The 25,920-nt window shown below is 73.0% G+C and carries 22 protein-coding genes; 12 read left to right on the top strand and 10 right to left on the bottom strand.

Going from position 1 to position 25,920, the window contains the following annotated elements; all coding sequences use genetic code 11:
- Nucleotides 1-38: 38 nt before the first annotated feature.
- The 3 genes from J2N69_RS02475 to J2N69_RS36620 all read right to left on the bottom strand — a co-directional run bounded on the left by J2N69_RS02475 (nt 39) and on the right by J2N69_RS36620 (nt 1,956).
- Nucleotides 39-833: an ABC transporter ATP-binding protein gene (locus tag J2N69_RS02475; protein ID WP_230899231.1), complete on the bottom strand. Its 795-nt coding sequence runs from the start codon at nt 831-833 to the stop codon at nt 39-41.
- Nucleotides 806-1,669, bottom strand: coding sequence for an ABC transporter permease (locus tag J2N69_RS02470; protein ID WP_230899230.1), 864 nt, complete (start codon nt 1,667-1,669; stop codon nt 806-808). The genes J2N69_RS02475 and J2N69_RS02470 overlap by 28 nt, the downstream gene beginning before the upstream one ends.
- A gap of 203 nt (nt 1,670-1,872) precedes the next feature.
- Nucleotides 1,873-1,956 (bottom strand): putative leader peptide, encoded by an 84-nt coding sequence (locus J2N69_RS36620; protein ID WP_358229513.1) that lies wholly within the window; start codon nt 1,954-1,956, stop codon nt 1,873-1,875.
- Nucleotides 1,957-2,059: 103 nt separating this feature from the next.
- Here J2N69_RS36620 and J2N69_RS02465 point away from each other — a divergent pair, with 103 nt between their 5' ends.
- The 3 genes from J2N69_RS02465 (at nt 2,060) to J2N69_RS02455 (ending at nt 4,907) form a co-directional block, all read left to right on the top strand.
- Nucleotides 2,060-2,482 carry a YjbQ family protein gene (locus J2N69_RS02465; RefSeq protein ID WP_230899229.1) on the top strand — a complete coding sequence of 141 codons (423 nt, stop codon included), beginning with the start codon at nt 2,060-2,062 and terminating at the stop codon, nt 2,480-2,482.
- 103 nt (nt 2,483-2,585) lie between these two features.
- The gene (locus tag J2N69_RS02460) at nt 2,586-3,143 is read left to right on the top strand and encodes a PadR family transcriptional regulator (protein WP_230899228.1); all 558 of its coding nucleotides are present in this window, start codon (nt 2,586-2,588) and stop codon (nt 3,141-3,143) included.
- Between the two features lie 42 nt (nt 3,144-3,185).
- Nucleotides 3,186-4,907, top strand: coding sequence for an acyl-CoA dehydrogenase family protein (locus J2N69_RS02455; protein WP_230899227.1), 1,722 nt, complete (start codon nt 3,186-3,188; stop codon nt 4,905-4,907).
- Nucleotides 4,908-4,931: 24 nt separating this feature from the next.
- Here the strand turns inward: J2N69_RS02455 and J2N69_RS02450 are convergent, their stop codons facing one another.
- Entirely contained in the window at nt 4,932-5,348 is a 417-nt protein-coding gene (locus J2N69_RS02450; RefSeq protein WP_230899226.1) for a Fur family transcriptional regulator, read from the bottom strand.
- 276 nt (nt 5,349-5,624) lie between these two features.
- On the opposite strand from J2N69_RS02450, the gene katG reads away from it, so the two are divergent.
- Together katG and J2N69_RS02440 are read left to right on the top strand one after the other, a co-directional pair.
- Nucleotides 5,625-7,868: a catalase/peroxidase HPI gene (gene katG, locus J2N69_RS02445; protein ID WP_230899225.1), complete on the top strand. Its 2,244-nt coding sequence runs from the start codon at nt 5,625-5,627 to the stop codon at nt 7,866-7,868.
- A gap of 155 nt (nt 7,869-8,023) precedes the next feature.
- Complete coding sequence (locus J2N69_RS02440; protein WP_230899224.1) at nt 8,024-9,388, top strand: FAD-dependent oxidoreductase; 1,365 nt, start codon at nt 8,024-8,026, stop codon at nt 9,386-9,388.
- 19 nt (nt 9,389-9,407) lie between these two features.
- Here the strand turns inward: J2N69_RS02440 and J2N69_RS02435 are convergent, their stop codons facing one another.
- Nucleotides 9,408-10,034 carry a histidine phosphatase family protein gene (locus J2N69_RS02435; protein WP_230899223.1) on the bottom strand — a complete coding sequence of 209 codons (627 nt, stop codon included), beginning with the start codon at nt 10,032-10,034 and terminating at the stop codon, nt 9,408-9,410.
- A gap of 209 nt (nt 10,035-10,243) precedes the next feature.
- Here J2N69_RS02435 and J2N69_RS02430 point away from each other — a divergent pair, with 209 nt between their 5' ends.
- Nucleotides 10,244-13,321 (top strand): AfsR/SARP family transcriptional regulator, encoded by a 3,078-nt coding sequence (locus tag J2N69_RS02430; RefSeq protein WP_230899222.1) that lies wholly within the window; start codon nt 10,244-10,246, stop codon nt 13,319-13,321.
- Between the two features lie 301 nt (nt 13,322-13,622).
- Entirely contained in the window at nt 13,623-14,306 is a 684-nt protein-coding gene (locus J2N69_RS02425; RefSeq protein ID WP_230899221.1) for a M15 family metallopeptidase, read from the top strand.
- On the opposite strand, the gene J2N69_RS02420 is transcribed toward J2N69_RS02425, so the two are convergent.
- Genes J2N69_RS02420 through J2N69_RS02410 form a run of 3 tightly spaced genes read right to left on the bottom strand, consistent with a single transcriptional unit; the run spans nt 14,303 to nt 16,923 of the window.
- Nucleotides 14,303-15,637, bottom strand: a complete 1,335-nt coding sequence (locus J2N69_RS02420) for an aldehyde dehydrogenase family protein (protein WP_230899220.1) — start codon at nt 15,635-15,637, stop codon at nt 14,303-14,305. The two genes, J2N69_RS02425 and J2N69_RS02420, sit on opposite strands and share 4 nt — an antisense overlap.
- Complete coding sequence (locus tag J2N69_RS02415) at nt 15,637-16,224, bottom strand: TetR/AcrR family transcriptional regulator (protein ID WP_230899219.1); 588 nt, start codon at nt 16,222-16,224, stop codon at nt 15,637-15,639. The genes J2N69_RS02420 and J2N69_RS02415 overlap by 1 nt, the downstream gene beginning before the upstream one ends.
- 3 nt (nt 16,225-16,227) lie before the next feature.
- Nucleotides 16,228-16,923: a type 1 glutamine amidotransferase domain-containing protein gene (locus tag J2N69_RS02410; protein ID WP_230899218.1), complete on the bottom strand. Its 696-nt coding sequence runs from the start codon at nt 16,921-16,923 to the stop codon at nt 16,228-16,230.
- 133 nt (nt 16,924-17,056) lie between these two features.
- Between J2N69_RS02410 and J2N69_RS02405 the strand changes: the two genes are divergently transcribed.
- A complete protein-coding gene (locus tag J2N69_RS02405; protein ID WP_230899217.1) occupies nt 17,057-17,974 on the top strand; it encodes a DNA-binding protein in 918 nt (305 codons plus the stop codon).
- Here J2N69_RS02405 and J2N69_RS02400 read toward each other — a convergent pair.
- Nucleotides 17,937-18,491 (bottom strand): TetR/AcrR family transcriptional regulator, encoded by a 555-nt coding sequence (locus J2N69_RS02400; RefSeq protein WP_230904542.1) that lies wholly within the window; start codon nt 18,489-18,491, stop codon nt 17,937-17,939. The genes J2N69_RS02405 and J2N69_RS02400 overlap by 38 nt on opposite strands.
- A gap of 263 nt (nt 18,492-18,754) precedes the next feature.
- Here J2N69_RS02400 and J2N69_RS02395 point away from each other — a divergent pair, with 263 nt between their 5' ends.
- From J2N69_RS02395 to J2N69_RS02380, 4 genes are read left to right on the top strand one after another with little or no spacing between them, the layout of a single operon-like run.
- Nucleotides 18,755-19,297, top strand: a complete 543-nt coding sequence (locus J2N69_RS02395) for a (2Fe-2S)-binding protein (protein WP_230899216.1) — start codon at nt 18,755-18,757, stop codon at nt 19,295-19,297.
- Nucleotides 19,294-20,286, top strand: a complete 993-nt coding sequence (locus J2N69_RS02390) for an FAD binding domain-containing protein (protein WP_230899215.1) — start codon at nt 19,294-19,296, stop codon at nt 20,284-20,286. The genes J2N69_RS02395 and J2N69_RS02390 overlap by 4 nt, the downstream gene beginning before the upstream one ends.
- Nucleotides 20,283-22,436: a xanthine dehydrogenase family protein molybdopterin-binding subunit gene (locus J2N69_RS02385; RefSeq protein WP_230899214.1), complete on the top strand. Its 2,154-nt coding sequence runs from the start codon at nt 20,283-20,285 to the stop codon at nt 22,434-22,436. Before J2N69_RS02390 ends, J2N69_RS02385 begins: the two co-directional genes overlap by 4 nt.
- On the top strand, nt 22,429-23,577 hold the full coding sequence (locus J2N69_RS02380) for an XdhC family protein (RefSeq protein ID WP_230899213.1): 1,149 nt from the start codon (nt 22,429-22,431) through the stop codon (nt 23,575-23,577). The genes J2N69_RS02385 and J2N69_RS02380 overlap by 8 nt, the downstream gene beginning before the upstream one ends.
- Here the strand turns inward: J2N69_RS02380 and J2N69_RS02375 are convergent.
- Nucleotides 23,567-25,786, bottom strand: coding sequence for a WD40/YVTN/BNR-like repeat-containing protein (locus tag J2N69_RS02375; RefSeq protein ID WP_230899212.1), 2,220 nt, complete (start codon nt 25,784-25,786; stop codon nt 23,567-23,569). The genes J2N69_RS02380 and J2N69_RS02375 overlap by 11 nt on opposite strands.
- Nucleotides 25,787-25,920 lie beyond the last annotated feature (134 nt).

The following is a 25,920-nucleotide window of genomic DNA, read 5'->3' as shown; positions in this document are numbered from 1 at the left end:
GACAGGCGGGGCTGACAGGCGGGGCTGCCGGGCCGGGGTCAGGCGGTGGCGGTCTCGGCGGGCGCCTCCACGCCGAGGCGATGGAGCAGCTCCTCGCGCAGTCCGGCGAAGCGCGGGTCGGCGATGCCGCGCGGCCGCTCCAGGTCGATCCGCCTCTCGTACGCGATGACGCCGCCGTCCATCACGAGGACCCGGTCGGCGAGCAGCACCGCTTCCTCCACGTCGTGCGTGACGAGCAGGACCGCGCAGCCGCGCCGCTGCCACAGCTCGTCGACGAGCCGCTGCGCCTTGATGCGGGTGAGGGCGTCCAGCGCGCCGAACGGCTCGTCGAGCAGGAGCAGGTCGGGTTCCCGTACCAGCGCCCGGGCCAGGGAGGCGCGCTGGGCCTCGCCGCCGGAGAGCGTCTTGGGCCAGGCGCCGGTGCGGTGCCGCAGGCCCACTTCCGCGAGCGCCTGTTCGGCGACCGCCCGCCCGGGCCTGCCCGGCAGGCCGAGCAGGACGTTGCGCCACACCCGCTTCCACGGCAGGAGGCGGGGCGCCTGGAACGCCACGGCCTTGCGGCGCGGCACGAGGACGGTGCCCTCGATGTCACGGTCGAGTCCCGCGAGGATGCGCAGCAGCGTCGACTTGCCGCAGCCGCTGCGGCCGAGGAGCGCCACGAACTCGCCCGGCCGGACGTCGAGATGGAGATCGTCGATGACGGGGCGCCCGTCGAAGGAGCGGGTGAGGCCGTGGACGCGTACGGCGGACGCGGGGCCCGGGACAGGGCTCGGGCCGGGGTGCGAAGCGGTGGCGTCGGTCGGGGTCACCGGCCGGTGAACGTCGGTCGCCATTGCAGCAGGAGCCTTTCGAGGGTGCGGACGATGAAGTCGGCGAGGAGGCCGAGGAAGGCGTAGACGATCAGGCAGACCACGATCACGTCGGTCCGCAGGAAGTCACGGGCCTGGACCATGAGGAACCCGATGCCGGAATCGGCGTTGACCTGCTCGGCGAAGACGAGTGCGAGCCAGGCGATGCCCAGGGAGTAGCGCAGTCCCGTCATGGCCCCCGGCAGCGCGCCGGGCAGCACGACATGCCGTACGAGACCCCAGCGCGACAGGCCGAGCGACTCCCCGGCCTCGATCAACTGCGCGTCCACGCCCCGGATGCCGGCGTACACGTTGAGGTAGAGGGGGAAGGAGACGCCGAGCGCGATGATGGCGATCTTGGGCGTCTCGCCGATGCCGAACCAGATGATGAACAGCGGGATGAGCCCGACGAACGGCACGGTGCGCAGCATCTGCACCCCGGCGTCCACGAGGTCCTCGCCGACCCGGAAGAGCCCGGAGACCAGGGCGAGTGCCGTACCGGCGACGATGCCGAACAGCAGCCCGACAGCGACACGGCGGAGAGAGACGCCCATGGCGGACGGCAGCGAGCCGTCCCGGATCAGATCACCGGCGACATGGGCGATGGTCCCCGGTGAAGCGAGTACGTCGCCGGTCAACACGCCCGTGGCGCTGAGGAGTTGCCAGAGGGCGAGGGCGAGGACCGGCCCGGAGGTGCGGCGCAGCCAGCGGGGGAGGCGGGTCCGGCGGCTGGAGGAGGGGACGAGGGCTTCGAGTTCCGGAGCGGCGGATATGGGGGAAATGTCGGTCGAGGCATGCGGAGAGGCATGGCTGACGCTCATAGGCGCTCCACGGCAGGGAGAAGGGGAAAGGTGGGGGGAGAAGGGAGGGGGCGGTCGGCACAGGCGTGCCTCAACCGTGTCCGGGTCGTCCGGCTCGTCCGGGTCTACGGGTCAGACGACGTACGCCCGGAACCCGCGTGAGGTCGGGCGGGACAACGGGACACGGATGGCCCGCGCACAAGAGAACAGCGGATGAGGAGGCGTCAGCAGCCGCGGCGACACGCGGAGGAGGCCACCCGCAGCAGGTCGATGTGACCGCGCGTGGTGAGCAGGGCTGAACGCGACATGCCGCAGAACGTAGCGAGATCGCGTACGCAGGGTCAACGGTGTCTCGAAAGCCGGACATCCCGTATCGCGGGACGGAAGGCGGGGTGAGGGATGATGGGGGGTATGTCCGATGCGTTCACCACCCGAGTCCTGCGAGTCACCACCGGTTCGAGCGAGCGGGTCCTCGACCTCACCCGTGACTGCGAAGCCTTCCTGAGCGAGGCGGCGGCCGGCCGCGACGGCCTCCTCAACATCTTCGTCCCGCACGCCACGGCGGGCGTCGCCATCCTGGAGACGGGCGCGGGCAGCGACGACGACCTCCTCGCCGCGCTGCACACCCTGCTCCCCGCCGACGACCGCTGGCAGCACCGCCACGGCAGCCCCGGCCACGGCCGCGACCACGTCCTGCCCGCCCTCGTCCCGCCCCACGCGACCCTGCCGGTGGTGGGAGGGAGCCTGGAGCTGGGCACGTGGCAGTCGGTCTGCCTGGTCGACACGAACGTCGACAACCCGGACCGCCGGGTGCGGTTGAGTTTCCTGGGGTGAGCGAGGGGGGCATCACGTGGGACCGCCGTCGTTCCAGGTGAGGCGCGTCTCACCGGGCCGGTGGCTCTTGTCCATGCAACGAGTTGCATAGAAGGATCGGCGCATGGCGCTAGAGCACGCGATCCTCGTCTCGCTGCTGGAGAAGCCGGGCTCCGGCTATGAGCTGGCCCGGCGGTTCGAGCGGTCCATCGGCTACTTCTGGACCGCCACCCACCAGCAGATCTACCGCGTCCTCAAGCGGATGGAGGGCGACGGCTGGATCGACGCCCGCGAGGTGGAGCAGCAGGCGCGGCCGGACAAGAAGGAGTACTCCGTCACCGCCCTCGGCCGCTCCGCCCTGTCCGCGTGGCTGCACGAGCCCATCGCGCCCGAGAGCGTCCGGCACGAACTCGCCGTGAAGATCCGCGGTGCGGCTTTCGACGACCCGGTCGCGCTGATCCGCGAGGTCGAGCGGTACCGAGAGGAGCACGCCGAGCGGCTCGCGCGCTATCTCGCGGGGGAGCGGCGGGACTTCACCGGCCCCGACGCTCCCGCGCCGCCCGATGCCGGGCAGCAGCTCCAGCATGTCGTGCTGCGCGGCGGCATCGCGTACGAACGCATGACGCTCGCCTGGCTCGACGACGTGATCGACACCCTCCACCGGCTCGGCCCCCAGGGCTGAGCCGCCCCGTACCCCTCACCCCTCAGGAATAGGCGGACCCTCATGGCCGACGCGCTGCTGTTCAACCCCCGCACCTACGACCCGACGCACTTCGACCCCGAGACCCGCAGGCTGCTGCGCGCCACCGTCGACTGGTTCGAGGCCCGCGGCAAGCGCAGGCTGATCGAGGACTACCGCTCCCGCGCCTGGCTGGCGGACTTCCTGGAGTTCTCCGCCAAGGAGAAGCTGTTCGCGACCTTCCTCACCCCGGCCTCGGCGGCCGAGGACGGCCCGGACAAGCGGTGGGACACCGCCCGGATCGCCGCCCTCAACGAGATCTTCGGCTTCTACGGGCTCGACTACTGGTACGCCTGGCAGGTGACCATCCTCGGTCTCGGCCCGGTGTGGCAGAGCGACAACGCGGCGGCGCGCGAGCGGGCGGCCGAACTCCTCGACCAGGGTGAGGTGTTCGCGTTCGGCCTGTCGGAGAAGGCCCACGGCGCCGACATCTACTCCACGGACATGCTGCTGGAGCCCGATGGCGCCGGTGGTTTCCGGGCGAGCGGCTCCAAGTACTACATCGGCAACGGCAACGCCGCCGGACTCGTCTCCGTCTTCGGCCGCCGCACCGACGTCGAGGGCCCCGACGGGTACGTCTTCTTCGCCGCCGACAGCCGCCACGAGGCGTACCACCTGGTCAAGAACGTCGTCGACTCCTCGAAGTACGTGAGCGAGTTCCGCCTGGAGGAGTACCCCGTCGGCCCCCAGGACGTCCTGCACACCGGCCGCGCCGCCTTCGACGCCGCGCTGAACACCGTCAACGTCGGCAAGTTCAACCTCTGCACCGCCTCGATCGGCATCTGCGAGCACGCGATGTACGAGGCCGTCACCCACGCCCACCACCGCATCCTGTACGGGCGTCCCGTCACCGCCTTCCCGCACGTGCGCCGCGAGCTGACCGACGCCTACGTCCGTCTCGTCGGCATGAAGCTGTTCAGCGACCGCGCCGTCGACTACTTCCGCACCGCCGGGCCCGACGACCGCCGCTACCTCCTCTTCAACCCGATGACGAAGATGAAGGTGACCACGGAGGGCGAGAAGGTCATCGACCTGATGTGGGACGTCATCGCCGCCAAGGGCTTCGAGAAGGACAACTACTTCGCCCAGGCCGCGATCGAGATCCGGGGGCTGCCCAAGCTGGAGGGCACGGTCCACGTCAACCTCGCGCTGATCCTCAAGTTCATGCGCAACCACCTCCTGGACCCGGCCGAGTACGCACCCGTGCCGACCCGCCGCGACGCCGCCGACGACGCGTTCCTCTTCCGCCAGGGACCGGCCCGCGGCCTCGGCTCCGTACGCTTCCACGACTGGCGTCCCGCCTTCGACGCGTACGCCCGCGTGGCCAACGTCGCCCGCTTCCGCGAGCAGGCCGACGCCCTGTGCGAGTTCGTCACCACGGCCGCGCCCGACGAGGAGCAGAGCCGCGACCTCGACCTCCTCCTCGCCGTCGGCCAGCTGTTCGCGCTGGTCGTGCACGGCCAGCTGATCCTGGAGCAGGCGCGCCTGACCGGGCTCGACGAGGACGTCCTCGACGAACTGTTCGCCGTGCTCGTACGCGACTTCTCCGCGCACGCCGTCGAACTGCACGGCAAGGACTCCGCCACCGAGGAGCAGCAGCGCTGGGCACTGGGCGCCGTGCGGCGTCCGGTCGTCGACGAGGCCCGCTCTGCGCGCGTGTGGCAGGCCGTCGAGTCGCTGGCGGGCGCCTACGAGATGGCGCCGTAGCGGCAGCCGGCCCGCGCCCGTGCCTCAGGCGCGGGCGCACTCCGGGCAGCGGCCCCGATACGTCATCTCGACCGCGGAGACGGTGAAGCCGAACCGCTCCGCGGCCGGCAGGGCGCTCAGCGGATCGCCGGTGGGGTGGACGTCCCGGATCGCGCCGCAGTCCGAGCAGATCAAGTGCTGGTGGGGGCGGTGGGCGTTGGGGTCGTAGCGCTTGGCGCGGCCGTCCGTGGCCACCTCCAGGACCTCGCCGAGCGAGACCAGTTCGCCGAGGGTGTTGTAGACCGTGGCGCGCGAGATCTCCGGCAACCGGTCGGTGGCGCGCGCGAGCACCTCGTCCGCGGTGAGATGGACGTGGTCGCCGTTGAGCACCTCGGCGACCACCCGGCGCTGAGCGGTCATCCGCCAGCCGCGCCCGCGCAGCCGTTCCAGCAGGTCACTCATGGCCACCAGCCTTCGTGTGCGTCGTCCGACAACTGACTTCTCATGGGCTTGTCCGCCGTATTGACTTGGACTTGGTCCATCGTAGGATCGGCTCCGGCCGTAGCCAAGGGACAGGGCAACAGCAGGGAAAAGTACGTGACTTCAGGGGACGGGTCCGTTCGTCGCGGAGCCGGGTACCCCGGTCACGGGCGATCCATGCGGCGAGCGCACCGCCCCGTTTTTGGTGACGTCCGCAGCTCCCGAGCAGTGTGATCCGCCCCGTCCGGAGGGATTCGCATGACCGAGAACCACGACGCGATCGTCACCGACCCGAAGCCGGAGGAGGTGACCGGCTGCCCCGTCGCGCACCAGCGCGCCCCGCACCCCACCCAGGGCGGCGGAAACCGCCAGTGGTGGCCGGAGCGGCTCAACCTGAAGATCCTCGCCAAGAACCCCGCCGTGGCCAACCCGCTCGGTGCGGACTTCGACTACGCCGAGGCCTTCACATCCCTCGACCTGCCGGCCGTCAAGCGGGACATCGCGGAGGTCCTCACGACCTCGCAGGAGTGGTGGCCCGCCGACTTCGGCCACTACGGCCCGTTCATGATCCGCATGGCCTGGCACAGCGCGGGCACCTACCGCATCAGCGACGGCCGCGGCGGCGCGGGCGCCGGTCAGCAGCGCTTCGCGCCCCTCAACAGCTGGCCGGACAACGCCTCCCTCGACAAGGCCCGCCGCCTGCTGTGGCCGGTCAAGAAGAAGTACGGCCAGAGCATCTCGTGGGCCGACCTCATGATCCTCACCGGCAACGTCGCCCTGGAGTCCATGGGCTTCAAGACCTTCGGCTTCGCCGGTGGCCGCGCGGACGTCTGGGAGCCCGACGAGGACGTCTACTGGGGCCCCGAGACCACCTGGCTCGGCGACGAGCGCTACACCGGCGACCGCGAGCTGGAGAACCCTCTCGGCGCCGTCCAGATGGGCCTCATCTACGTCAACCCCGAGGGCCCCAACGGCAACCCGGACCCGCTCGCCGCGGCCCGCGACATCCGCGAGACCTTCCGCCGCATGGCGATGAACGACGAGGAGACCGTCGCCCTGATCGCAGGCGGCCACACCTTCGGCAAGACCCACGGCGCGGGCCCCGCCGACCACGTGGGGCCCGACCCCGAGGCCGCCCCGATGGAGCAGCAGGGCCTGGGCTGGCGGAACACGTACGGCACCGGCAAGGGCGCCGACACGATCACCAGTGGTCTGGAGGGCATCTGGACGAACACCCCGACCACCTGGGACAACAGCTTCTTCGAGATCCTCTTCGGCTACGAGTGGGAGCTGTTCAAGAGCCCGGCGGGCGCACACCAGTGGCGGCCCAAGGACGGCGCCGGTGCGGGCACCGTCCCCGACGCCCACGACGGGTCGAAGAGCCACGCCCCGACGATGCTCACCACCGACCTCTCGCTGCGGTTCGACCCGGCCTACGAGCAGATCTCGCGCCGCTTCCTGGCCGACCCCGAGGCGTTCGCGGACGCCTTCGCCCGCGCCTGGTTCAAGCTGACCCACCGCGACATGGGCCCGGTCGCCCGCTATCTCGGCCCGGAGGTCCCGCAGGAGACGCTGGTGTGGCAGGACCCGCTGCCCGCGCGCGACCACGAGCTGGTCGACGCGGCGGACGTCGCCGCCCTCAAGGCGCAGATCCTCGCCTCGGACCTGTCGGTGTCCCAGCTGGTGTCGACCGCGTGGGCCGCGGCCTCGTCCTTCCGGGGCAGCGACAAGCGCGGCGGTGCCAACGGCGCCCGCATCCGCCTGGAGCCGCAGAGCGGCTGGGAGGTCAACCAGCCCGATCAGCTGGCGACCGTGCTGCGCACCCTGGAGGGCATCAAGGAGTCCTTCGACGCCGCGCAGAGCGCCGCGCCGAGCGGTGGCAAGCGGATCTCGCTCGCCGACCTGATCGTGCTCGCCGGTGCGGCCGGGGTCGAACAGGCCGCCAAGGACGCCGGCTTCGACGTCGAGGTGCCCTTCACGCCGGGACGCGTGGACGCCACGCAGGAGCAGACGGACGTGGAGTCGTTCGCCGCGCTCGAACCGACCGCCGACGGGTTCCGCAACTACCTCGGGAAGGGCAACCGCCTCCCCGCCGAGTACCTGCTGCTCGACAAGGCGAACCTGCTGACCCTGAGCGCCCCCGAGCTGACGGTCCTCGTCGGCGGGCTGCGTGTCCTCGGCGCGAACCACCAGGGGTCACGGCACGGCGTGTTCACGGCCACGCCCGGGACGCTGACGAACGACTTCTTCGTCAACCTCCTCGACCTCGGCACGGAGTGGAAGTCGACGTCCGAGGCCCAGGACACGTTCGAGGGCCGCGACATCGCCACGGGCGAGGTGAAGTGGACCGGCACCCGTGCCGACCTTGTCTTCGGCTCCAACTCCGAGCTGCGGGCGGTCGCGGAGGTGTACGCGAGCGACGACGCGCGGGAGAAGTTCGTGAAGGACTTCGTCGCGGCCTGGGACAAGGTCATGAACCTCGACCGGTTCGACCTGGTCTGACCGTCCCGGCCGGCCCGCGAGGGCCGGCCGGGCCGTCGCGGGACTCATAAGGCCGCCTTATGGGGTCATAAACCTGACCCGGCTACATACTTAGGCTTGCCTTAGCTTAGGCTTCCCCGGTGAGTACCCCATCACCGCTCGAAGGGAACCTGAACATGCCACGCTCTCTGCGGGTAGCCATTGTCGGAGCCGGTCCGGCCGGGATCTACGCTGCCGACGCGCTGCTGAAGTCCGCGGTGGCTGTCGAACCCGGTGTGTCGATCGACCTCTTCGAGCGGATGCCGGCCCCCTTCGGTCTGATCCGTTACGGCGTCGCCCCCGACCACCCGCGGATCAAGGGCATCATCACGGCCCTGCACCAGGTGCTCGACAAGCCCCAGATCCGCCTCTTCGGCAACGTCGACTACCCGCGCGACATCAGCCTGGACGACCTGCGCACCTTCTACGACGCGGTGATCTTCTCCACCGGCGCGACCGCCGACCGGGACCTGGACATACCCGGCATCGATCTCGACGGCTCGCACGGCGCCGCCGACTTCGTCTCCTGGTACGACGGCCACCCCGACGTGCCGCGCACCTGGCCGCTGGAGGCGGAGAAGGTCGCCGTCCTCGGCGTCGGCAACGTCGCGCTCGACGTGGCCCGCATCCTCGCCAAGACCGCCGACGAACTGCTGCCCACCGAGATCCCGGCCAACGTGTACGAGGGCCTGAAGGCCAACAAGGCACGGGAGGTCCACGTCTTCGGCCGCCGCGGCCCCGCCCAGGCGAAGTTCAGCCCGATGGAGCTGCGGGAGTTGGACCACTCCCCGAACATCGAGGTCATCGTCGACCCCGAGGACATCGACTACGACGACGGCTCGATCGCCACGCGGCGCGGCAACAAGCAGGCCGACATGGTCGCCAAGACCCTGGAGAACTGGGCCATCCGCGACATCGGCGACCGCCCGCACAAGCTGTTCCTGCACTTCTTCGAGTCGCCCGTCGAGATCCTCGGCGAGGACGGCAAGGTCGTCGGCCTGCGCACCGAGCGCACCGCCCTGGACGGCACCGGCAACGTCAAGGGCACCGGCGAGTTCAAGGACTGGGACCTCGGCGCCGTCTACCGCGCCGTCGGCTACCTCTCCGACGAACTGCCCAAGCTGCCCTGGGACGTCGCCTCCGGCACCGTCCCCGACCAGGCGGGCCGGGTCATCCAGGAGACCGGGGAGCACCTGCCGTCGACGTACGTCACCGGCTGGATCCGGCGCGGCCCCGTCGGCCTCATCGGTCACACCAAGGGCGACGCCAACGAGACGGTCGCGAGCCTCCTGAACGACCACGAGAACGGCCGCCTGCTCACCCCCGAGGCCCCCGCCCCGGAGGCCGTGGACGCCTTCCTCAAGGAGCGGAACGTCCGCTTCACCACGTGGGACGGCTGGTACCGCCTCGACGCCGCCGAGAAGGCGCTGGGCGAGCCGCAGGGCCGCGAGCGCGTGAAGATCGTCGAGCGCGAGGACATGCTGGACGCGAGCGGCGCCTGACCCGGTCGGCCGCGGGTCGTCAGCCGAGGTGACGCGTGTCGCCGAGGCTGACGACCTGCCGGTTGTGGAAGAAGTCGTCCTCGCGCAGCACGGTGATGCTGCCGCTGGGCGCCCGGAAACTGACCGAGCCCACCGTCTCGTACGGCATCTTGATCCAGGCCGCCACGACGAACGTCAGCGCGAAGCCGTGCGTGACGACGATCTGGTGGGCGCACGGGCGGCGCAGCAGCCCGTCCATGACGTCGTAGACGCGCCGCGCGCACTCCCCCCTGGTCTCCGCACCCGCCACGCCCTCGTGGTGGCCCATCCGGTCCCCGGCCGCCGGCGGCGGGACGAACCGCCGGTCCAGCCACTCCTGCGGGCGCCCCTCCGCCTGTCCGTAGGACTTCTCCCGCAGGCCGCGTTCCAGGAGCAGCGGCACGCCGAAGAGGTCGGCCGCCGCCTGCGCCGTCTGCCGGGCGCGGCGCAGGTCCGAGGAGACCACCTCCACCCCCTCGCCCTCGGGGACCCGCTGCCGCAGGGCCCCGGCGATCGAGGCCGCCGCGCTCAGCCCGGCCGCCGTCAGCTCCGAGTCGTGCCAGCCGCCCACCACACGCTCGACATGGTGGGTCGCCTCCGGGTGAGCGACGACGTACAAGCTGCGCATGTGTGTCTGCCTTCCGTAGCGGTGTCCACAGACGTCCACTCTGCGTCATGCGCGTGCCACGCGTGGCTGATTCCTGGTGCTCAGCGGCCAGTTGGGGCCGAGCGGACGTACCATGACCAGTCGATCGGGGGCCGGGCGGGGCAGGGGAGCGGGTACGGCGGGGAGCAGGGAGCGGGGGCGGTGCGGGGCAAGGACCCATGGAGACGGGCGTGGACACGGACATGCACTTCCGCTTGCTGGGACCGGTCGAGGCGTGGCGCGAGGGCCGCCGTCTGGCCCTGGGAGGCCCCAAACCCCGGGCGCTGCTCGCGGCGCTGCTCCTGGAACCCGGCCGGGTGGTCTCCGCCGACGCCCTGATCGACGCGATCTGGGGCGACAACCCGCCCGACACGGCACGCTCCCTGATCCAGTCGTACGTGTCCGCGCTGCGCCGCGCGCTGTCCCCCGACATCATCGAGACACAACCACCGGGCTATCTGATCCACGCGGACGCCGACGTCGTCGACCGCGCCGCGTTCGAGCGGCTCACGGCCCAGGGCCGGAAGGCGGCCTCCGCGGGCGACCACGCGGGCGCCGCCCGGCTCCTGAGCGAGGCCCTCGCGCTCTGGCGAGGCCCCGCCCTCGGCGGGATCGGCGAGACCCTGCGCGCCATGGCCGACCAACTGGAGGAGGCCCGCCAGGCGGCCCTGGAGGAGCGGATCGCCGCGGACCTCGCGCAGGCGGGCCGCGAGACGGAACTGGTCGCCGAACTCACCGCCCTCGTCGCCACCCACCCCACGCTGGAGCGGCTGCGCGGCCAACTCATGCTCGCCCTCTACCGCTTGGGCCGGCAGGCCGACGCCCTCGCGGTCTACGCCGAAGGCCGCGCCGTACTCGCCGAGGAGCTGGGCATCGACCCCGGGCCGGGCCTCCGGGCCATGCACGAGGCCATCCTGCGGGGCGACGAGGAACTGCTGCCCGCGGCGCGGAGCACACCGGCCGGCACCGACACCCCCGCCGGGGACGGCGCGCCCCCGCCCCTCGCCCCCGCCCTGCTGCCGCCCGCCATCGGCGACTTCACCGGACGCGAGGCACAGCTGAGCGAGATCCGGGCCGCGCTGACGGGGCCGGGGCCACGCGAGGCCATGCCCGTCGTCGCCGTGACGGGCCCCGGCGGCGTCGGCAAGTCCGTCCTCGGCGTCACCGCCGCACACCGGGTGGCCGACGCCTACTCGGACGGACAGCTCTACGCCGAACTGCGCGGCGCCACCGACCCCGTGGCCCCCGGTGAGGTCCTCGGCCGGCTGCTGCGCGCCCTGGGCGCCGACCCGCCCGAGGGCGACGCCGAGCGCAGGGACCTCTTCCGCAGCCTGGTCGCGGGGCGCCGCATGCTGCTCGTGCTCGACGACGCGGGCAGCGAGTCGCAGGTCCGTCCGCTGCTGCCCGGCAGCGCCACCTGCGGAGTGCTGATCACCGCGCGCCCCCGCCTCGCCGCCCTGCCGTGCACGCACCGCACCGACCTCGACGTGCTCGACACGGAGCCCGGCGCCCGCCTCCTCGCGCGTATCGCCGGTGAGCGGCGGGTACGCGACGAGCCGGACGCCGTCCGCCGCATCGTCGAGCTGTGCGGCGGCCTCCCGCTGGCCCTGCGCATCGCCGGGGCCCGCCTCGCGACCCGCAGGCACTGGACGGCGCGCACGCTCGCCGAGCGGCTCGCCGACGAACGCCACCGCCTGGACGAACTCGCCGTGGGCGACCTGGAGGTCCGCGCCGGACTCGGCCTCAGCTACCGGGCCCTGGACCTGCCCGCCCGCACCGCGCTGCGCCGCCTCGGCCTGCTCGCCGCGCCCGACGTCGCCTCCTGGGTGGTCGCGGCCCTGCTCGACGTGAGCGAGACCGAGGCCGAACGCGTCGTGGAGCAGCTGATCGACGCCCAGCTGCTGCACTGCACGGTCGTCGACCGCGCCGGGCAGCCCCGCTACCGACCGCACGACCTCGTGCAGGTGTACGCCGCCGAACGCGCCGAGGCCGAGGACACGCCCGCCGAGCGCTCCGCCGCCGTCGGCAGGGCACTCGGCGCCGGGCTCTGGCTCACCGGCCGCGTCGCGTCCGCCACGCCGTCCGGCGCCGTCGAACTGCACCGCGGGTTCCTGGACTCGGGCGGCCCGGTCAGCGCCGCCTCCGACGCCATGCGCCGGCTCGTGCGGCCCGTCGGACCCGAGGCCACCCGGCGGGCGCTCGCCGACCCCTCCGCCTGGTTCGAGGCCGAGGCCGACGCGTTCGCCGCCGCCGTCGAGCGGGCCGCCGCCTACGACCTGCACAGCCTGGCCTGCGAGGCCGCGGCCGCCCTGTGCTCGTCCGCGTACGCCGTCGGCAACCGCTTCGAGGCCTGGTGGCGCAGCCATGACGCCGCCCTGGCCGCAGCCCGCCGCGCCGAGGACCGCTCCGGCGAGGCCCTGCTGCTCATCGGCCTCGGCCAGCTCCGCTACGAACAGGACCGGTTCGACGAGTCGCAGGCGTACTTCCGCCAGGCGGCCGGGATCTGCGCCGAACTCGGCGACGCGCGCGGCCGGGCCGCCGCCCTCGCCGGACTCGGCAGCGCCCTGCGCGAGGCGGGCCGGTTGCGCGCCGCGCTGGATGTCCTCACCCGGGCGGTCGAAGGCTTCCGCGGCCTCAAGGACGACCCGGGGCTCGGACTCTCCTGCCGCTTCGCGGGCACCGTCCACCTCGAACTGGGCGAGCACCGGGCGGCGTTCGACCTGCTCGACGAATCCCTGCGGGCCTACCGCAGCCTCGGCAGCCGCCGCGGCGAAGCGCTCACGCTGCGCTCCCTCAGCCTCGTGCACCGCGCGCTCGGGGCGTACGAGGAGGCGGAGAGGCTCGCGGGCCAAGCCGTGGAATCGCTGCGCCTGATCGGTGACCCGCTCATGTCGGCGTACGCGGTGCAGGCGCGCGCCAAGTGCCGCTTCCGGCTCGGTCGGTGCGCCGAGGCGGCGGCCGAGCTGCGGGACGTCCTCGACACCTGCCGCTCCCACCACGACCGCTTCGGCGAGGCCCTCGCCCTGCGCACCCTCGGCGAGTGCGAGCTGGCCGCGGGCCGCCCCGGCACCGCCGAGCAGCATCTGAGGAAGGCGGCCGCCCTCTGGGCCGCCCTGGACCTGCCGCTGCCCCGTGCCCGCACCCTGCGCGACCTCGCCGCGGCGCGTGAGGCGGCGGGCGGCCGGGAAGAGGCCCGCGCGCTGCGCGCCGAGGCCCGGGAGGTCTTCATCGCGTATGAGGCACGGGAGCGGGACGAACCGGGCATCTGACTCCCGCTGCCGCGGCTCAGGAACTCTTGCCGTGGTTTTGCAGAGAACTTGCAGCGGCCCGCGCCATGCTCTGAGGGTCGGCGGCACCAAGGGGCCGACAGCAACGGGGGACCAACGGGGGAAGGCCACTGTTGCCCAGCACGGCCCATACGACCGCGACAGTCGGCCGTGTGGGCCGTCGCCGCGTGGCGCCCGAGGCGCCACAGCGACACGGAGCCACTGCCACAAGGGGGAGTCCGGGGGCGGGTGGGAGCCCGCCCCCGGGGCTGTGCCCGTCACTTCCGCCACGAAGGGGCCGAGCGTGCCGCCGATCATCCTCATGAGCGATCCCCGGATCGTCGACATCCCGGTCCAGGAATGCGGCGAGGCCCTGGTCGACCTGCGCCACCTGCCCTTCGTCGACGTAGACGACCGTCTCGCCGACCCCGCGGGGGCCTACGCCCAGCTGCGCGAGGGCGTCGCCTGGCGCCTGGCCCGCGCCGCCCGGCTGCTGCCCGAGGGGCTGCGGCTGCTGGTCACCGAGGGCTACCGCCCGCTCGACCTGCAGATCCAGTACTTCGAGGAGTACGCCGCCGAACTCAGACGCGCGCACCCCGAGTGGTCGGCCGACCACCTCCACCGGCAGACGAGCCGCTCCCTCTCGCCGCCCGAGGTGGGCCCGCACGTCGCGGGCGCCGCCGTCGACGTCACGCTGTGCACCACGGCCGGGGAGGAACTCGACCTCGGGACACCGGTGAACGCCAGCCCGGAGGAGAGCGACGGCGCCTGCTACACCGACACCGACCGCATCTCCGCCGAGGCCCGCCGCAACCGCCGCACGCTGAGCGCGGCCCTGGCCACGGCGGGCCTGGTCAACTACCCCACAGAGTGGTGGCATTGGTCCTACGGCGACCGCTACTGGGCCCACCAGACCGGCACCCCCGCCGCCCGCTACGGCCCGGCGGCCTTCGGCGCGCGCAACGGCGGGCGGGGCGGCTCCCCCTAGGCCAGCGGCACGTCGAGGCGCGCGCGGCGGTGGCTGAACGTGGCGATGGAGTGCGGGCCGTGGTAGCTGCCCATGCCGCTCTCGCCGACGCCGCCGAACGGCAGGTCGGATATGCGCAGGTGGGCCATCGGCAGCCCGAAGCCGAGCCCGCCGGACGAGGTCTCCGCAGCGAGGCGCCGGCGGGTGGTGTCGTTCTCCGTGAAGCCGTAGAGGGCCAGCGGCTTGTCGCGGTCGTTGATGAAGGCGATGGCCTCGTCCAGGTCCGCCACCTCCACGATGGGCAGGACGGGTCCGAAGATCTCCTCCCGCATGACGGGATCGTCCCCCGTCACACCGGTCAGGACGGTCGGCGCGATGTACACGTCGTCGCGGTCCGTCTGCCCGCCGAACGCCACCGTCCCGGAGTCGAGCAGCGCCGCGACGCGGTCGAAGTGCCGCTGGTTCACCATGCGGCCGTACCCCTCACCGGCCTGCGGGTCCGCGCCGAACATGTTCTCCACGGCTTCGGCGAGCGCGGCCGCGAGGGCGCGGGCGGTGGCCGGGTCGGTCAGGACGTAGTCCGGCGCGACGCAGGTCTGCCCCGCGTTGCGGAACTTGGCGTCCGCCAGGCGCCGGGCCACCGTGGTGACATCGGCGTCCCGGTCGACGAACACCGGTGACTTGCCGCCCAGTTCGAGCGTGACGGGAGTGAGGTGCTCGGCGGCGGCCCGCATCACGATGCGGCCGACCGTGCCGTTCCCGGTGTAGAAGATGTGGTCGAAGCGCTGGGCGAGCAGCTCCGTGGTCTCCGGGACGGCGCCTTCGACGACGGCAACCGCCTCGGGGTCCAGGTACCGCGGCACGAGGCGGGCCATCAGCGCGGAGGTCGCCGGGGCCAGCTCGCTCGGCTTGAGGACGACGGCGTTGCCCGCGGCGAGCGCACCGGCCATCGGGACCAGCGAGAGCTGGACCGGATAGTTCCAGGGCGCGATGACCAGGACGGTGCCGAGCGGCTCGTACTGCGTACCGGCCGTGGACCCCTCCGGCAGCCCGGCGAGGGCCTCGCGGTCGAGTTGCGTCGGGGCGAGCCACCGCTCCAGATGGGTCAGCGTGTGGTCGATCTCGTGTACGGGGAGGTCGACCTCGGCGGCGTAAGCCTCGGGGCGCGGCTTGCGCAGGTCGCTGTGGAGCGCGTCGGCTATGGCCTCGCGGTTCTCCGTGAACAGCGCGCGCAGCCGGGTCAGCTGCTCCACGCGCCAGGCCAGGGGGCGGGTGCGGCCGGTGGCGAAGGTGGCGCGCAGCCGGGCCACGAGGGCCGCGGTGTCTTCGGTGGGGGTGACGGTGGTGGTCATCAGGGGGTTCCTCGGGGGTTGCTGGGGGTGGGGGGAGTGCCGGGGGCTGCGAGCAGGCCCGTCGCGAGCGCGGCGGTCGCCGGGGCGAGCAGGTCACGGGCGCCGGGCATCGACTCCAGGCCGACGACCAGGGCGACACAGATGTCGGCGGCCTCGCGCGGCTCGACGCCCCTTGCCGTGCCCGCCTCGGTGAACAGCGCGGTCAGGAGATCGCGCAGGTCGGAGGTGAACGTCGTGCAGATCTCGCCGAACAGCCGGGCCTTGCCGTCGAGCAGCTCCGTGGCGTGCGGGGAGTCGCCGGCCAGCTGGAGCACCAGGTCGAGCTTGGCGGCCAGGACGCCGTACAGCCGCTCGCCGTACGGGGCGTCGGAGGCGGCCGCGGCCCGGGCCCGCCGGAGCGCCTCCTCGTGGAGGCGTCCGGCGAGGCGGCGGAAGGCATCGTCCTTGTTGCGCACGTACTGGTAGACCGCTGACCGGGACACGCCCATGGCGGAGGCGATGTCGTCCATCGTGGTGCGCCGGGCGCCGTACCGCGTCAGGCAGGCGTAGGCGGCGTCGAGGACCTCGTCGAGCCGGTCGGTGCCCATGGCTCAGGCCAGCTTCTTCAGCAGTTCGGCGGCGAGCGGGGCGGAGGAGGCGGGGTTCTGGCCCGTGACGAGGTTGCGGTCGACGACCACCTTCGGGGCCCAGGGCTCGCCCTCCTGGAAGTCGACACCGGCCTCGACGAGGCGGTCCTGGAGCAGCCACTTGGCCCGCTCGGCGAGGCCGGCCTGGGTCTCCTCGGCGTTGGTGAAGCCGGTCAGCCGGTACCCGGCGAAGGCGTTCGAGCCGTCGTCCTTCGTGGCGGCGAGCAGGGCGGCCGGGGCGTGGCAGACCACGCCCAGCGGCATGCCGATCTCCAGGGCCAGGGCGAGGAGCCTGCCGGAGTCGGCGTTGACGGCGAGGTCCTCCATGGGGCCGTGGCCGCCGGGGTAGAAGACGGCGGCGTAGTCGGCGAGGTCCACGTCCTCCAGCTTGATCGGGCCCTGCAGCTCGGTGAAGGCGGCGAGCGAGGCGGCGACCTTGTCGGCCCCCTCCTGGCCGCCGTTGGCCTCGGGGGCGAGGGAGCCGCGGTCGACGGTGGGGACCACGCCGCCCGGGGTGGCGACGACGACCTCGTGGCCGGCGGCCTTGAAGGCCTCGTAGGGGGCCACGGCCTCCTCGGCCCAGAAGCCGGTCGGGTGGAGACTGCCGTCGGCCAGCGTCCAGTGGTCGGCACCGGTGACAACGAAAAGGATCTTCGACATGTGGGGTCTCACTCCGAGAGTTCCGAGAGTCTGACGTTCTGTGCTCAGATCGTCAGTACGGCGACAACTCGACGGTAGACCGATCGGACATAACTATCCAATGCGGAAATCAATGGGAGGTATCGAAAAACCGATGGAGGACCGCGGAGCAGAGGGCGTCATCCGTGTCCAGCGGGGCCTGCTCGGCCTGGAGGCCGCGCACGGCGCGCGGGCCGTGGTGCCCGCCCTGCGCGAGGCCGTACGGCGCGTGCCCGAGCTGTCCAGGGGGCCCGCGAGCCTGTGCGGTCAGGACCGGGACCTCCTCGCGGCACTCGCCGAGCTGTGCGAGGTCATCGGCTGGCTCCTCTTCGACGCCGGTCTGCACGGCCCGGCCCGCAGGGCGAACGCCCGGGCGCTGGCCCTCGCGGAGCTCTGCGGCGACCGCTGGACGGGGCGTCTCGTGCTCCTGAACCACAGCATGCTCCAGACCCACACCGGCCGCCCCCGCGCCGCCCTGGAGACCGCTTCGCGCGTACGGGGCCCGCGCCCCCTCCCGCCGAGGATCGACGCCCTCGTCCTCATCCGGCGGGCCCACGCCGCCGCCCTGCTCGGCGGCCACCGCGAGGCCGCCGAGCTGATCGGCCGGGCCCGCGGCCGCTTCCTGGACGGCGTCTCGCGCCACGACCCGCCCTGGGCATGGTGGCTCGACGGCACCGAACTCCTCGGCCACGAGGGCTGGGTCCTGGCCCGGCTGTGCCGCTGGGACCGCGCGATCCCGCTCCTGCGAGCAGCCGCCACGGCCCCCGGCGGCCCCGCGTACCGGGACCTGTTCGGCGCGGAGCTCCTCTCGGCGCTCGCGGGTGCCGGGGCCTGGCGCGACGCCGAAGAGCTTCTGGTGGACCTCGCCGACCGTGCCGCGCACACCGGGTCGGCCCGCACGGTCGAGTCGCTCGCCGCCACCGCGCTCCGCCTGCGCCGGCGGGCCAGGGCCCCCGCCTCGCTGCGCGACGGGGCGGCCCACCTGCTGGAGGTGCTCAGCGCCCGGGAGCGCCCGCCCGCAGCCCGTCCATGACGAGGTCCATGAGCCGGCCCGCGCGCGTCTGCCAGTCGCCGTGCGGGTCGATCTGCCACAGTCCGGCGATGGCGAGCAGGAAGTCGTCGGGTGTCACCCCCGGGCGGATGGTGCCCGCTTCCTCGTTCGCCCGCAGCAGGTGGGCCACGGCCTCGGTCAACGGTCCGTGGCCCACGCCGGACAGGCTCACGAGCGCGCTGGTCGCCCGGCGTATGGCGTCGGCCAGGCCCGCCTTGGCCATGGCGTAGCGGACGAGGCGGTCCATCCACTCCCGCAGCGCCTGGTCGGGGGCGCGGGTCCGGAGCAACTGGCAGGCCGCGTCGCACACTTGCTGGACTTCGTAGCGGTAGACCTCCAGGACGAGTGCCTCGCGGTTGGGGAAGTTGCGGTAGAACGTCCCCTGGCCCACACCCGCCTTCTTCGCGATCGCGCTCAACGGCGCGTCGCTCGCCCGCGTCAACTCCACCAGAGCGACTTCCAGGATGCGTTCGCGGTTGCGCTGCGCGTCCGAGCGCATGGGCGCGTCCTTGTGGTGTCCCACTCGCTCTCCTTCCGCGCCTCGCGGCCGAAGCGGCCTTGCTAACCGGACAGGTGTCCACTAAGTTCGACGACTGATGGCAACTGGACAGCTGTCCACTTAGGGCAACCATAGCGCCAGAACCGGCCGCCGGGGACAGCCCGCACGCCGCGTCGCCCTCCCTCTTCCTGTACAGCGCCACCGTCTCCCGAACCTCACGCCGGGACCGCCTCGTTCGAGCGATTCGCGAAAGAAGGCTGCTCATGGCTCCATCGACGACCAGTGCCCTCACCCTCCACATCAACGGTGAGAAGCACACACTGTCCGTCGACCACCGCACCACCCTGCTCGACGCGCTGCGCGAGCGGCTCGACCTCACCGGCACCAAGAAGGGCTGCGACCAGGGCCAGTGCGGCGCCTGCACGGTGCTGATCGACGGCCGCCGCGCCGTCTCCTGCCTCCAGCTCGCCGTCGCCGCCGAAGGGCGTGAGATCACCACCATCGAGGGGGTCGCCGACGGCGACCGGCTCCACCCCGTGCAGCAGGCCTTCCTCGACCTCGACGGCTTCCAGTGCGGCTACTGCACCCCCGGACAGATCTGTTCGGCCCTCGCCATGATCGAGGAGCACGCGGCGGGCTGGCCGAGCGCCGCCACCGAGGACGTGCGGCCCGAGGCGGGCGTGCCCGAACTCACCCCGGAGGAGATCCGCGAGCGGATGAGCGGCAACCTCTGCCGCTGCGGTGCCTACGTGTCGATCGTGCAGGCCGTCGCCAAGGCCGCCCGCGCCGAGGAGGAAGCGGTATGAGGGACTTCGCGTACCAGCGCGCGCACGACGTGTCCGGAGCGGTCGCCCTGCTCGGCGCCGACCCCGACGCCCGCTACCTCGGCGGCGGCACCAACCTCGTCGACCTGATGAAGACCGGCGTCGAGCGGCCCGCGCGCCTCGTCGACGTACGGGAACTGCCCCTGGACGGCATCGAGTCCACCGCCGACGGCGGCCTGCGCGTCGGCGCGACCGTCACCAACAGCGACCTCGCCGCCCACCCCGAGGTGCGCCGCCGCTACCCCGCGCTGGCGCAAGCCGTCCTCGCGGGCGCCTCCGGCCAGCTGCGCAACATGGCCACCGTCGGCGGCAACCTCCTCCAGCGCACCCGCTGCGGCTACTTCACCGACCTGAGCAAGCCGTGCAACAAGCGCGCCCCCGGCACCGGTTGCTCGGCCGTCGAGGGAGAACACCACAACCACGCGATCCTCGGAGCCACCGAGCACTGCGTGGCCATCCACCCCTCCGACATGGCGGTGGCGCTCGCCGCCTTCGACGCCGTCGTCACGTACGAATCGGCCGACGGCACCGGCCAGTTGCCGCTCACCGAGTTCTACCTCCCGGTGGGGGACACCCCGCACCTGGAGACCGCGCTGCCGGCCGGCGCGTTGATCACCGGCGTCGTCCTGCCGCCCGCCCCGGTCGCCGCGCACTCCCGCTACCGCAAGGTGCGCGAGCGCGCCTCCTACGCCTTCGCCATCGGCTCCATCACCGGAGCACTCGACGTCCGCGACGGCGTCGTGCGCGAGGTGCGCCTCGCCTTCGGGGCCGTCGCGTCCCGGCCGTGGCGGGCCCGGGAGGCCGAGCGGGTCCTGACCGGGGGCCCGGCGGACGCCGAGGCGTTCGCCGCCGCCGCGGACGCCGAACTGGCCGCAGCGCGGCCGCTGCCCCACAACGCGTACAAGGTGACGCTGCTGCGCAACCTCGTCGTGGCCCTGCTGACCGAACTCACCGAGGAGGCCGCCCGATGACCACGACGACCGGATCCACCGCGGTGACGGGCTCCGTCGGCACCGCGCACACCCGCGTCGACGGCCTCGACAAGGTCACCGGAGCGGCGCGCTACGCCGGCGAGATCCCCTTCACCGACCTCGCCCACGGCTGGCTGGTGCTGTCCACGATCGCCCGCGGCCGTGTCCGCTCCGTCGACGCCGAGCCCGTCCTCGCGATGCCCGGCGTCCTGACCGTCCTGCACCACGGCAACGCGCCGCGCGTCGACATCGACTACGAGGGCATGCTGGGCCGCCCCGACCCGCTCATCGGCGTCTTCCAGCACGACCAGGTGCCCTTCTCGGGCTGGCCCGTGGCGCTCGTCGTCGCCGAGACCTCCGAACAGGCGCGGGAGGCCGCAGAGGCCCTGGTCGTCCACTACGACCAGGAACCGCACGACATCGAGTTCTCCCACGGGCGCCCCGGCGCGTACACGCCGGACACCGACGGCATGCGGGTGGAGAAGGGCGACCTGGAGGCCGAACTGGCCGCCTCCGCCCACGTGGTGGACGCCGAGTACACCACGCCGGAGGAGCACCACAGCCCGATGGAGCCGCACGCGGCGACCGCGCGGTGGGAGGGCGGCAGGCTCGACGTCGTCGACTCCAACCAGGGCAGCACCTGGATCGCCGGCGAACTGGCGAAGGTGTTCTCCCTCGACCCGGCCTCGGTGCGGGTGCGCTCCGAGCACGTCGGCGGCGCCTTCGGCTCCAAGGGGTTGCGGGTCCACCAGGTCTGCGCCGCGATGGCGGCGACCGTCCTGGACCGGCCCGTCCGCGTCGTGCTGACCCGCCGTCAGATGTTCTCCCTCGTCGGCTACCGCAGCCCCACCACGCAGCGCGTGCGGCTCGGCGCGGAGCCCGACGGACGGCTGCGCGCCTTCGACCACCAGGGCCAGAGCCTGACGTCGACCATCTACGAGTTCGTCGAGGCCAGCGCCGGTTTCGGCCGCCCGATGTACGCCGCCGACGCACACCGCAGCGTCAACCGCGTCGTACGCCTGGACGTGCCGACGCCGACCTATATGCGCGCGCCCGGCGAGGCCCCCGGGTCGTTCGCCCTGGAGTCCGCGCTCGACGAACTGGCCGAGAAGTGCGGCATGGACCCCATCGCGCTGCGGGCCCGCAACGAACCCGCGGTGGGTCCCGTCTCCGGGCTGCCGTTCAGCAGCCGCAACCTCACGGCCTGCTTCGACGAGGGCGCCCGCAGGTTCGGCTGGGCCGGCCGCGACCCGCGCCCCCGCAGGCGCCGTGAGGGCCGCTGGCTGATCGGCACCGGCACGGCCGCCGCCACCTTCCCGGTGCTCCTCGGCCCGGCCACGGCGGCCGTGACGGCCCAGGCCGACGGGACGTTCGCCGTGCGCATCACCGCGGCGGACGTCGGCACCGGCGCGCGGACCGCGCTCACGCTGATCGCCGCCGACGCCCTGGAGGTGGCGCCGGACCGCGTCAAGGTGCACATCGCCGACAGCGACTTCGGCCCGGCCATGATCGCGGGCGGCTCCATGGGCACCCGGTCCTGGGGCTGGGCGGTCACGGGCGCGGCGCGCGAGCTGCGCGAGAAGCTGGTCCCCGGCGGCGACATCCCGGCGGAGGGCATCACCGCGCGCTTCGACACCGGCGCCCTCCTCGGCACGCTGTCGCAGAAGGAACGTCACTCCTACGGCGCGCAGTTCGCCGAGGTCGCCGTGGACGTGGCCACCGGCGAGGTCCGCGTACGGCGCATGCTCGGCATCTTCGCCGCCGGCCGGATCATCAACCCGCTGACCGCGCGCAGCCAGCTGGTCGGCGGCATGACCTGGGGCCTGTCCATGGCCCTGCACGAGGAGGCGGTCAGGGACCGGGCGTCGGGCGCACCGGTCGGCCCCGACCTCGCGGGCTACCACGTCGCCGCGCACGCCGACGTGCCGCACATCGAGGCGGACTGGGTCGACGACCCCGACCCCGAGGACCCCGTGGGGATCAAGGGCATCGGCGAGATCGGCATCGTCGGCGCCGCCGCGGCGATCGCCAACGCGGTCTGGCACGCGACCGGTGTCCGCCACCGGAACCTGCCGATCCGCCCCGACCGCGTGATCGAGGACGGGCGGCTCGACGGTGCGGTGAGCGAGGCGGGCGGCAGCGGTGCTTGACATCGCCGCCGACCTGCACCAGTGGGTCGAGGAAGGCCGGGACTTCGCGGTCGCCACCGTCATGAACGTCGGCGGCAGCGCACCGCGCGGTCCCGGCGCCGCCCTCGCCGTCGACAGTGAGGGCACGGCCATCGGCTCGGTCTCCGGCGGCTGCGTGGAGGGCGCGGTGTACGACCTGTGCGTCCAGGCCCTCCAGGACGGCACGACCACCTCCGAACGGTTCGGCTACAGCGACGAGGACGCCTTCGCGGTCGGTCTCACCTGCGGCGGCGTCATCGAGGTGCTCGTCACCCCGGTGACCCGCGACGCGCCGCACAGGGCGGTGCTCGCCACCGCCCTGTCGGCGGCCGCCCGCGGTGAGGCGGCCGCCCTGGCCCGGATCACGCGCGGCCCCGCCGACCTCCTCGGCAGGGCGCTGGTGGTCCGCACCGACGGGACGTACGAAGGAACCCTCGGCGGGCACCCGGAGCTGGACCGCACGGCGGTGGGGGAGTCCCGCGCCCTGCTGGCGGCCGGCCGCACCGGCGAGTTCGTCGTCTCGGAGAGCGGCTCGCGCTGCGGGAGCGCCCTGACCTTCCTGGTCGAGTCGAGCGTGCCGCCGCCCCGCATGATCGTGTTCGGGGCCGTCGACTTCGCGGCGGCCCTGGTCCGCGCCGGGAAGTTCCTCGGCTACCACGTCACGGTCTGCGACGCCCGCCCCGTCTTCGCGACGCCCGTCCGCTTCCCCGAGGCGGACGACATCGTGGTCGAGTGGCCGCACCGCTACCTGGAGCGGACCGCGACCGACGAGCGCACGGTGCTCTGTGTGCTCACCCACGACGCCAAGTTCGACGTGCCGCTCCTCGCGGAGGCGCTGCGGCTGCCCGTCGCGTTCGTCGGCGCGATGGGTTCGCGCCGCACCCACGAGGACCGCGACCGCAGGCTCCGCGACGTCGGCGTCACCGACGAGGAGCGGGCGCGGCTGCGCTCGCCGATCGGTCTCGACCTCGGTGCCCGCACGCCCGAGGAGACCGCCCTGTCCATCGCGGCGGAGATCGTCGCGGCCCGACAGGGCGGCACGGGCCTGCCGCTCACCGGTTCACGGACGCCGATCCACCGCGAGGCGCCCGTGAACCGCCCTCAGCGGGTGGTCAGTTCGTAGCCAGTTCGTAGAACCCCCTGCCGAACGTGGCCGCGAGCAGGCGCCGGTGTCCCGCGTCGTACTCGATGTCGTCCACGGGGACCGCGGGCATGCCGCGGCCGAGGCGCGACCACACCGGCTTGCCGGAACGGGAGGTGAACACGCCCTGGTCGGTGCCGATGTGCAGCCGCCCGCCGTGCCCGAGGACGAGATCGTTGACGGGTGCGTCCGGGAGGTCGCCGGACAGGTTCCGCCACGTCCTGCCGCCGTCCGAACTGCCGTACACATACGCTTTGCCGGAGCCCGACCGGTAGGCGGAGTGGGTGGCGTACACGCGGTCGGGGTCGCGCGGGTCGACCACCACGCGGGTCACCCAGGAGCGGCCCTCCACCAGCTTCGTCCAGTGCGCGCCGAGGTCCTTGGTGACCCACACCCGGCCGTCGTCGGTGCCCGCGTAGAGCGTGCGGCCGTCGCCCGCGGGCGCGATCGAGGTGATCGTGCCGTAGTTGGTGTAGAGCGGGTCGGGGCCGGGGCCGCCGGACAGGTCGGGGCTGATGGGCCGCCAGGTCACGCCGCCGTCCGTGGAGCGGTTGACCACCTCGGAGCCGTAGTAGAGGACGCTCGGGTCCTTGGGGTCGAAGACCACGGGCGTGAACCAGTTGCGGCGCTTGTACGTCGTCCTGTCCGCGAAGTAGGTGAGGGTGTCGCCGCCGTCCGTGGAGCGGAAGCAGTTGCCGTACTGGTAGCAGGCGAAGACGTTGTCCACGTCCGTGGGGTCGATCAGGTTCTCCTCGCCGTCGCCGCCGAGGTACTCGTTGAAGCGGGGCCCGCCCCAGGAGCGCAGTGAGCCGTTGTCCTGGGAGCCGCCCGAGATGCGGCCCGTGTCCTGCGGGGTGAGGGCCGCGCTGTAGAGCTGGGTGTACGGCTCGTGGCGGGCCTTGGTCCAGCCGCCGTCGCCGTTCGCGTCGGAGCGGTAGACGCCGCCGTCGTTGCCGAGGTAGACGCGTCCCGGCCTGCGCGGGTCCCACACCATCGCGTGCTGGTCGACGTGGATGCTCGTGTCGTCGGCGCTCCAGGTGGCGCCGCCGTCCTTCGTGGTCATCAGGGGAACGCCCGCCACATGCACGTGGTCGGCGTCCTTCGGGTCGGTCCACACCTTCCCGAACCACCAGCCGAACGACGACTGCGAGTCGGTCAGCCGCTGGTCGGCCGGGGTGCGCCGCCAGTGGTCGCCGCCGTCGGTGGAGGCGTAGAAGCCCTCGAAGGAGCCGCCGGTCCTGTTGACGATCGCGTACGCCTTCTCACCCGCGACCGCGAGGCCGATCCGCCCCACGTCCGGCCCCTGCCCGGGCAGCCCGCCGCCCAGCCGCCGCCAGCTTTTCCCGTCGTCGTCACTTCTGAAGACGCCGGAGCCCACGCCGCCGTAGGTGCGCAGCTCGGGCGTGCGGCGGTGGTCCCACAGCACGGCGTACAGCCGCTTGCCCCGCACGATGATCTCGGTCGCGCCGGTGAACTCGTTGGCGCCCGACAGAATCCGCCGCCAGGTCTTCCCGCCGTTCTCCGAGCGGTAGACGCCGCGGTCACCGCCGCCGTTGTAGAGCGACCCTGCGGCGGCCACGTAGATGCGGCGCGGGTCGCGGGGGTCCACGGTGATCGCGCTGATGGCCCCGGAGTCCCGCAGCCCGATCCGCCGCCAGTGCCTGCCGCCGTCGGCGCTGCGGTACAGGCCCGTCCCTTCGTACGTGATGCTGCCGCCACCGGGGTTGGGCTCACCGGTGCCCGCGTACAGGGCGCCGTCCGGCCCGGTCGCGACCGCGCCCATGGCCTGGGTCCAGCTGTCGGGCCAGGCGGAGGCGAAGGTGCGGCCCGCGTCCGTGCTGCGCCAGATCCCGCCGCTGGCCGCGGCGGCGTACAGGGTGTCGGCCCGCTGCGGGTCCAGGGCGAGCGACACGATCCGCCCGCCGATGTTCGTGGGACCGACCGCCTTCCACCGCCCGCCCGTGGTGGGCAGTTCGCGTGCCTGGGCGGCGGCGTTCTCGTGCGCGTGCCGGGGGATGGGCTCACCCGGCACGGTCTTCTGGAGGTAGCGGTACTCGGCCGGTGCGGCGGGGCCGCGGACGGGGCGGTACACGTCACCCGGCCCCGGCGGCGCCGCGCCCGCCGGGGCGGTTGCCAGGAGGACGACGCCCACGAGCGGGGCGAGGACCAGATGAAGCAGGCGTCTGCGCATGGGCACCCTCTTCTTCGTCATGGCCAGGACAAGCCGTGCCGACGTTACGAGAGGGGAGGGGGGAGCAGAAGGGCGCGAGTTGGCCTTTGTGACGGCGGCGGGGTCCTTGTCACGTGGCCATGGGAAGGCGCCGG

The sequence above is a fragment of the Streptomyces huasconensis genome, from assembly GCF_021028635.1.
Lineage (GTDB): Bacteria > Actinomycetota > Actinomycetes > Streptomycetales > Streptomycetaceae > Streptomyces > Streptomyces huasconensis.
This window is presented reverse-complemented; position numbering and strand designations above follow the sequence as displayed.

What these genes read in the sequence shown, in the direction of transcription:
- J2N69_RS02475 (WP_230899231.1), bottom strand. Translation starts at nt 833, where the DNA reads ATGGCGACCGACGTTCACCGGCCGGTGACCCCGACCGACGCCACCGCT.
- J2N69_RS02470 (WP_230899230.1), bottom strand. Translation starts at nt 1,669, where the DNA reads ATGAGCGTCAGCCATGCCTCTCCGCATGCCTCGACCGACATTTCCCCC.
- J2N69_RS36620 (WP_358229513.1), bottom strand. Translation starts at nt 1,956, where the DNA reads ATGTCGCGTTCAGCCCTGCTCACCACGCGCGGTCACATCGACCTGCTG.
- J2N69_RS02465 (WP_230899229.1), top strand. Translation starts at nt 2,060, where the DNA reads ATGTCCGATGCGTTCACCACCCGAGTCCTGCGAGTCACCACCGGTTCG.
- J2N69_RS02460 (WP_230899228.1), top strand. Translation starts at nt 2,586, where the DNA reads ATGGCGCTAGAGCACGCGATCCTCGTCTCGCTGCTGGAGAAGCCGGGC.
- J2N69_RS02455 (WP_230899227.1), top strand. Translation starts at nt 3,186, where the DNA reads ATGGCCGACGCGCTGCTGTTCAACCCCCGCACCTACGACCCGACGCAC.
- J2N69_RS02450 (WP_230899226.1), bottom strand. Translation starts at nt 5,348, where the DNA reads ATGAGTGACCTGCTGGAACGGCTGCGCGGGCGCGGCTGGCGGATGACC.
- katG (WP_230899225.1), top strand. Translation starts at nt 5,625, where the DNA reads ATGACCGAGAACCACGACGCGATCGTCACCGACCCGAAGCCGGAGGAG.
- J2N69_RS02440 (WP_230899224.1), top strand. Translation starts at nt 8,024, where the DNA reads ATGCCACGCTCTCTGCGGGTAGCCATTGTCGGAGCCGGTCCGGCCGGG.
- J2N69_RS02435 (WP_230899223.1), bottom strand. Translation starts at nt 10,034, where the DNA reads ATGCGCAGCTTGTACGTCGTCGCTCACCCGGAGGCGACCCACCATGTC.
- J2N69_RS02420 (WP_230899220.1), bottom strand. Translation starts at nt 15,637, where the DNA reads ATGACCACCACCGTCACCCCCACCGAAGACACCGCGGCCCTCGTGGCC.
- J2N69_RS02415 (WP_230899219.1), bottom strand. Translation starts at nt 16,224, where the DNA reads ATGGGCACCGACCGGCTCGACGAGGTCCTCGACGCCGCCTACGCCTGC.
- J2N69_RS02410 (WP_230899218.1), bottom strand. Translation starts at nt 16,923, where the DNA reads ATGTCGAAGATCCTTTTCGTTGTCACCGGTGCCGACCACTGGACGCTG.
- J2N69_RS02405 (WP_230899217.1), top strand. Translation starts at nt 17,057, where the DNA reads ATGGAGGACCGCGGAGCAGAGGGCGTCATCCGTGTCCAGCGGGGCCTG.
- J2N69_RS02400 (WP_230904542.1), bottom strand. Translation starts at nt 18,491, where the DNA reads ATGCGCTCGGACGCGCAGCGCAACCGCGAACGCATCCTGGAAGTCGCT.
- J2N69_RS02395 (WP_230899216.1), top strand. Translation starts at nt 18,755, where the DNA reads ATGGCTCCATCGACGACCAGTGCCCTCACCCTCCACATCAACGGTGAG.
- J2N69_RS02390 (WP_230899215.1), top strand. Translation starts at nt 19,294, where the DNA reads ATGAGGGACTTCGCGTACCAGCGCGCGCACGACGTGTCCGGAGCGGTC.
- J2N69_RS02385 (WP_230899214.1), top strand. Translation starts at nt 20,283, where the DNA reads ATGACCACGACGACCGGATCCACCGCGGTGACGGGCTCCGTCGGCACC.
- J2N69_RS02375 (WP_230899212.1), bottom strand. Translation starts at nt 25,786, where the DNA reads ATGCGCAGACGCCTGCTTCATCTGGTCCTCGCCCCGCTCGTGGGCGTC.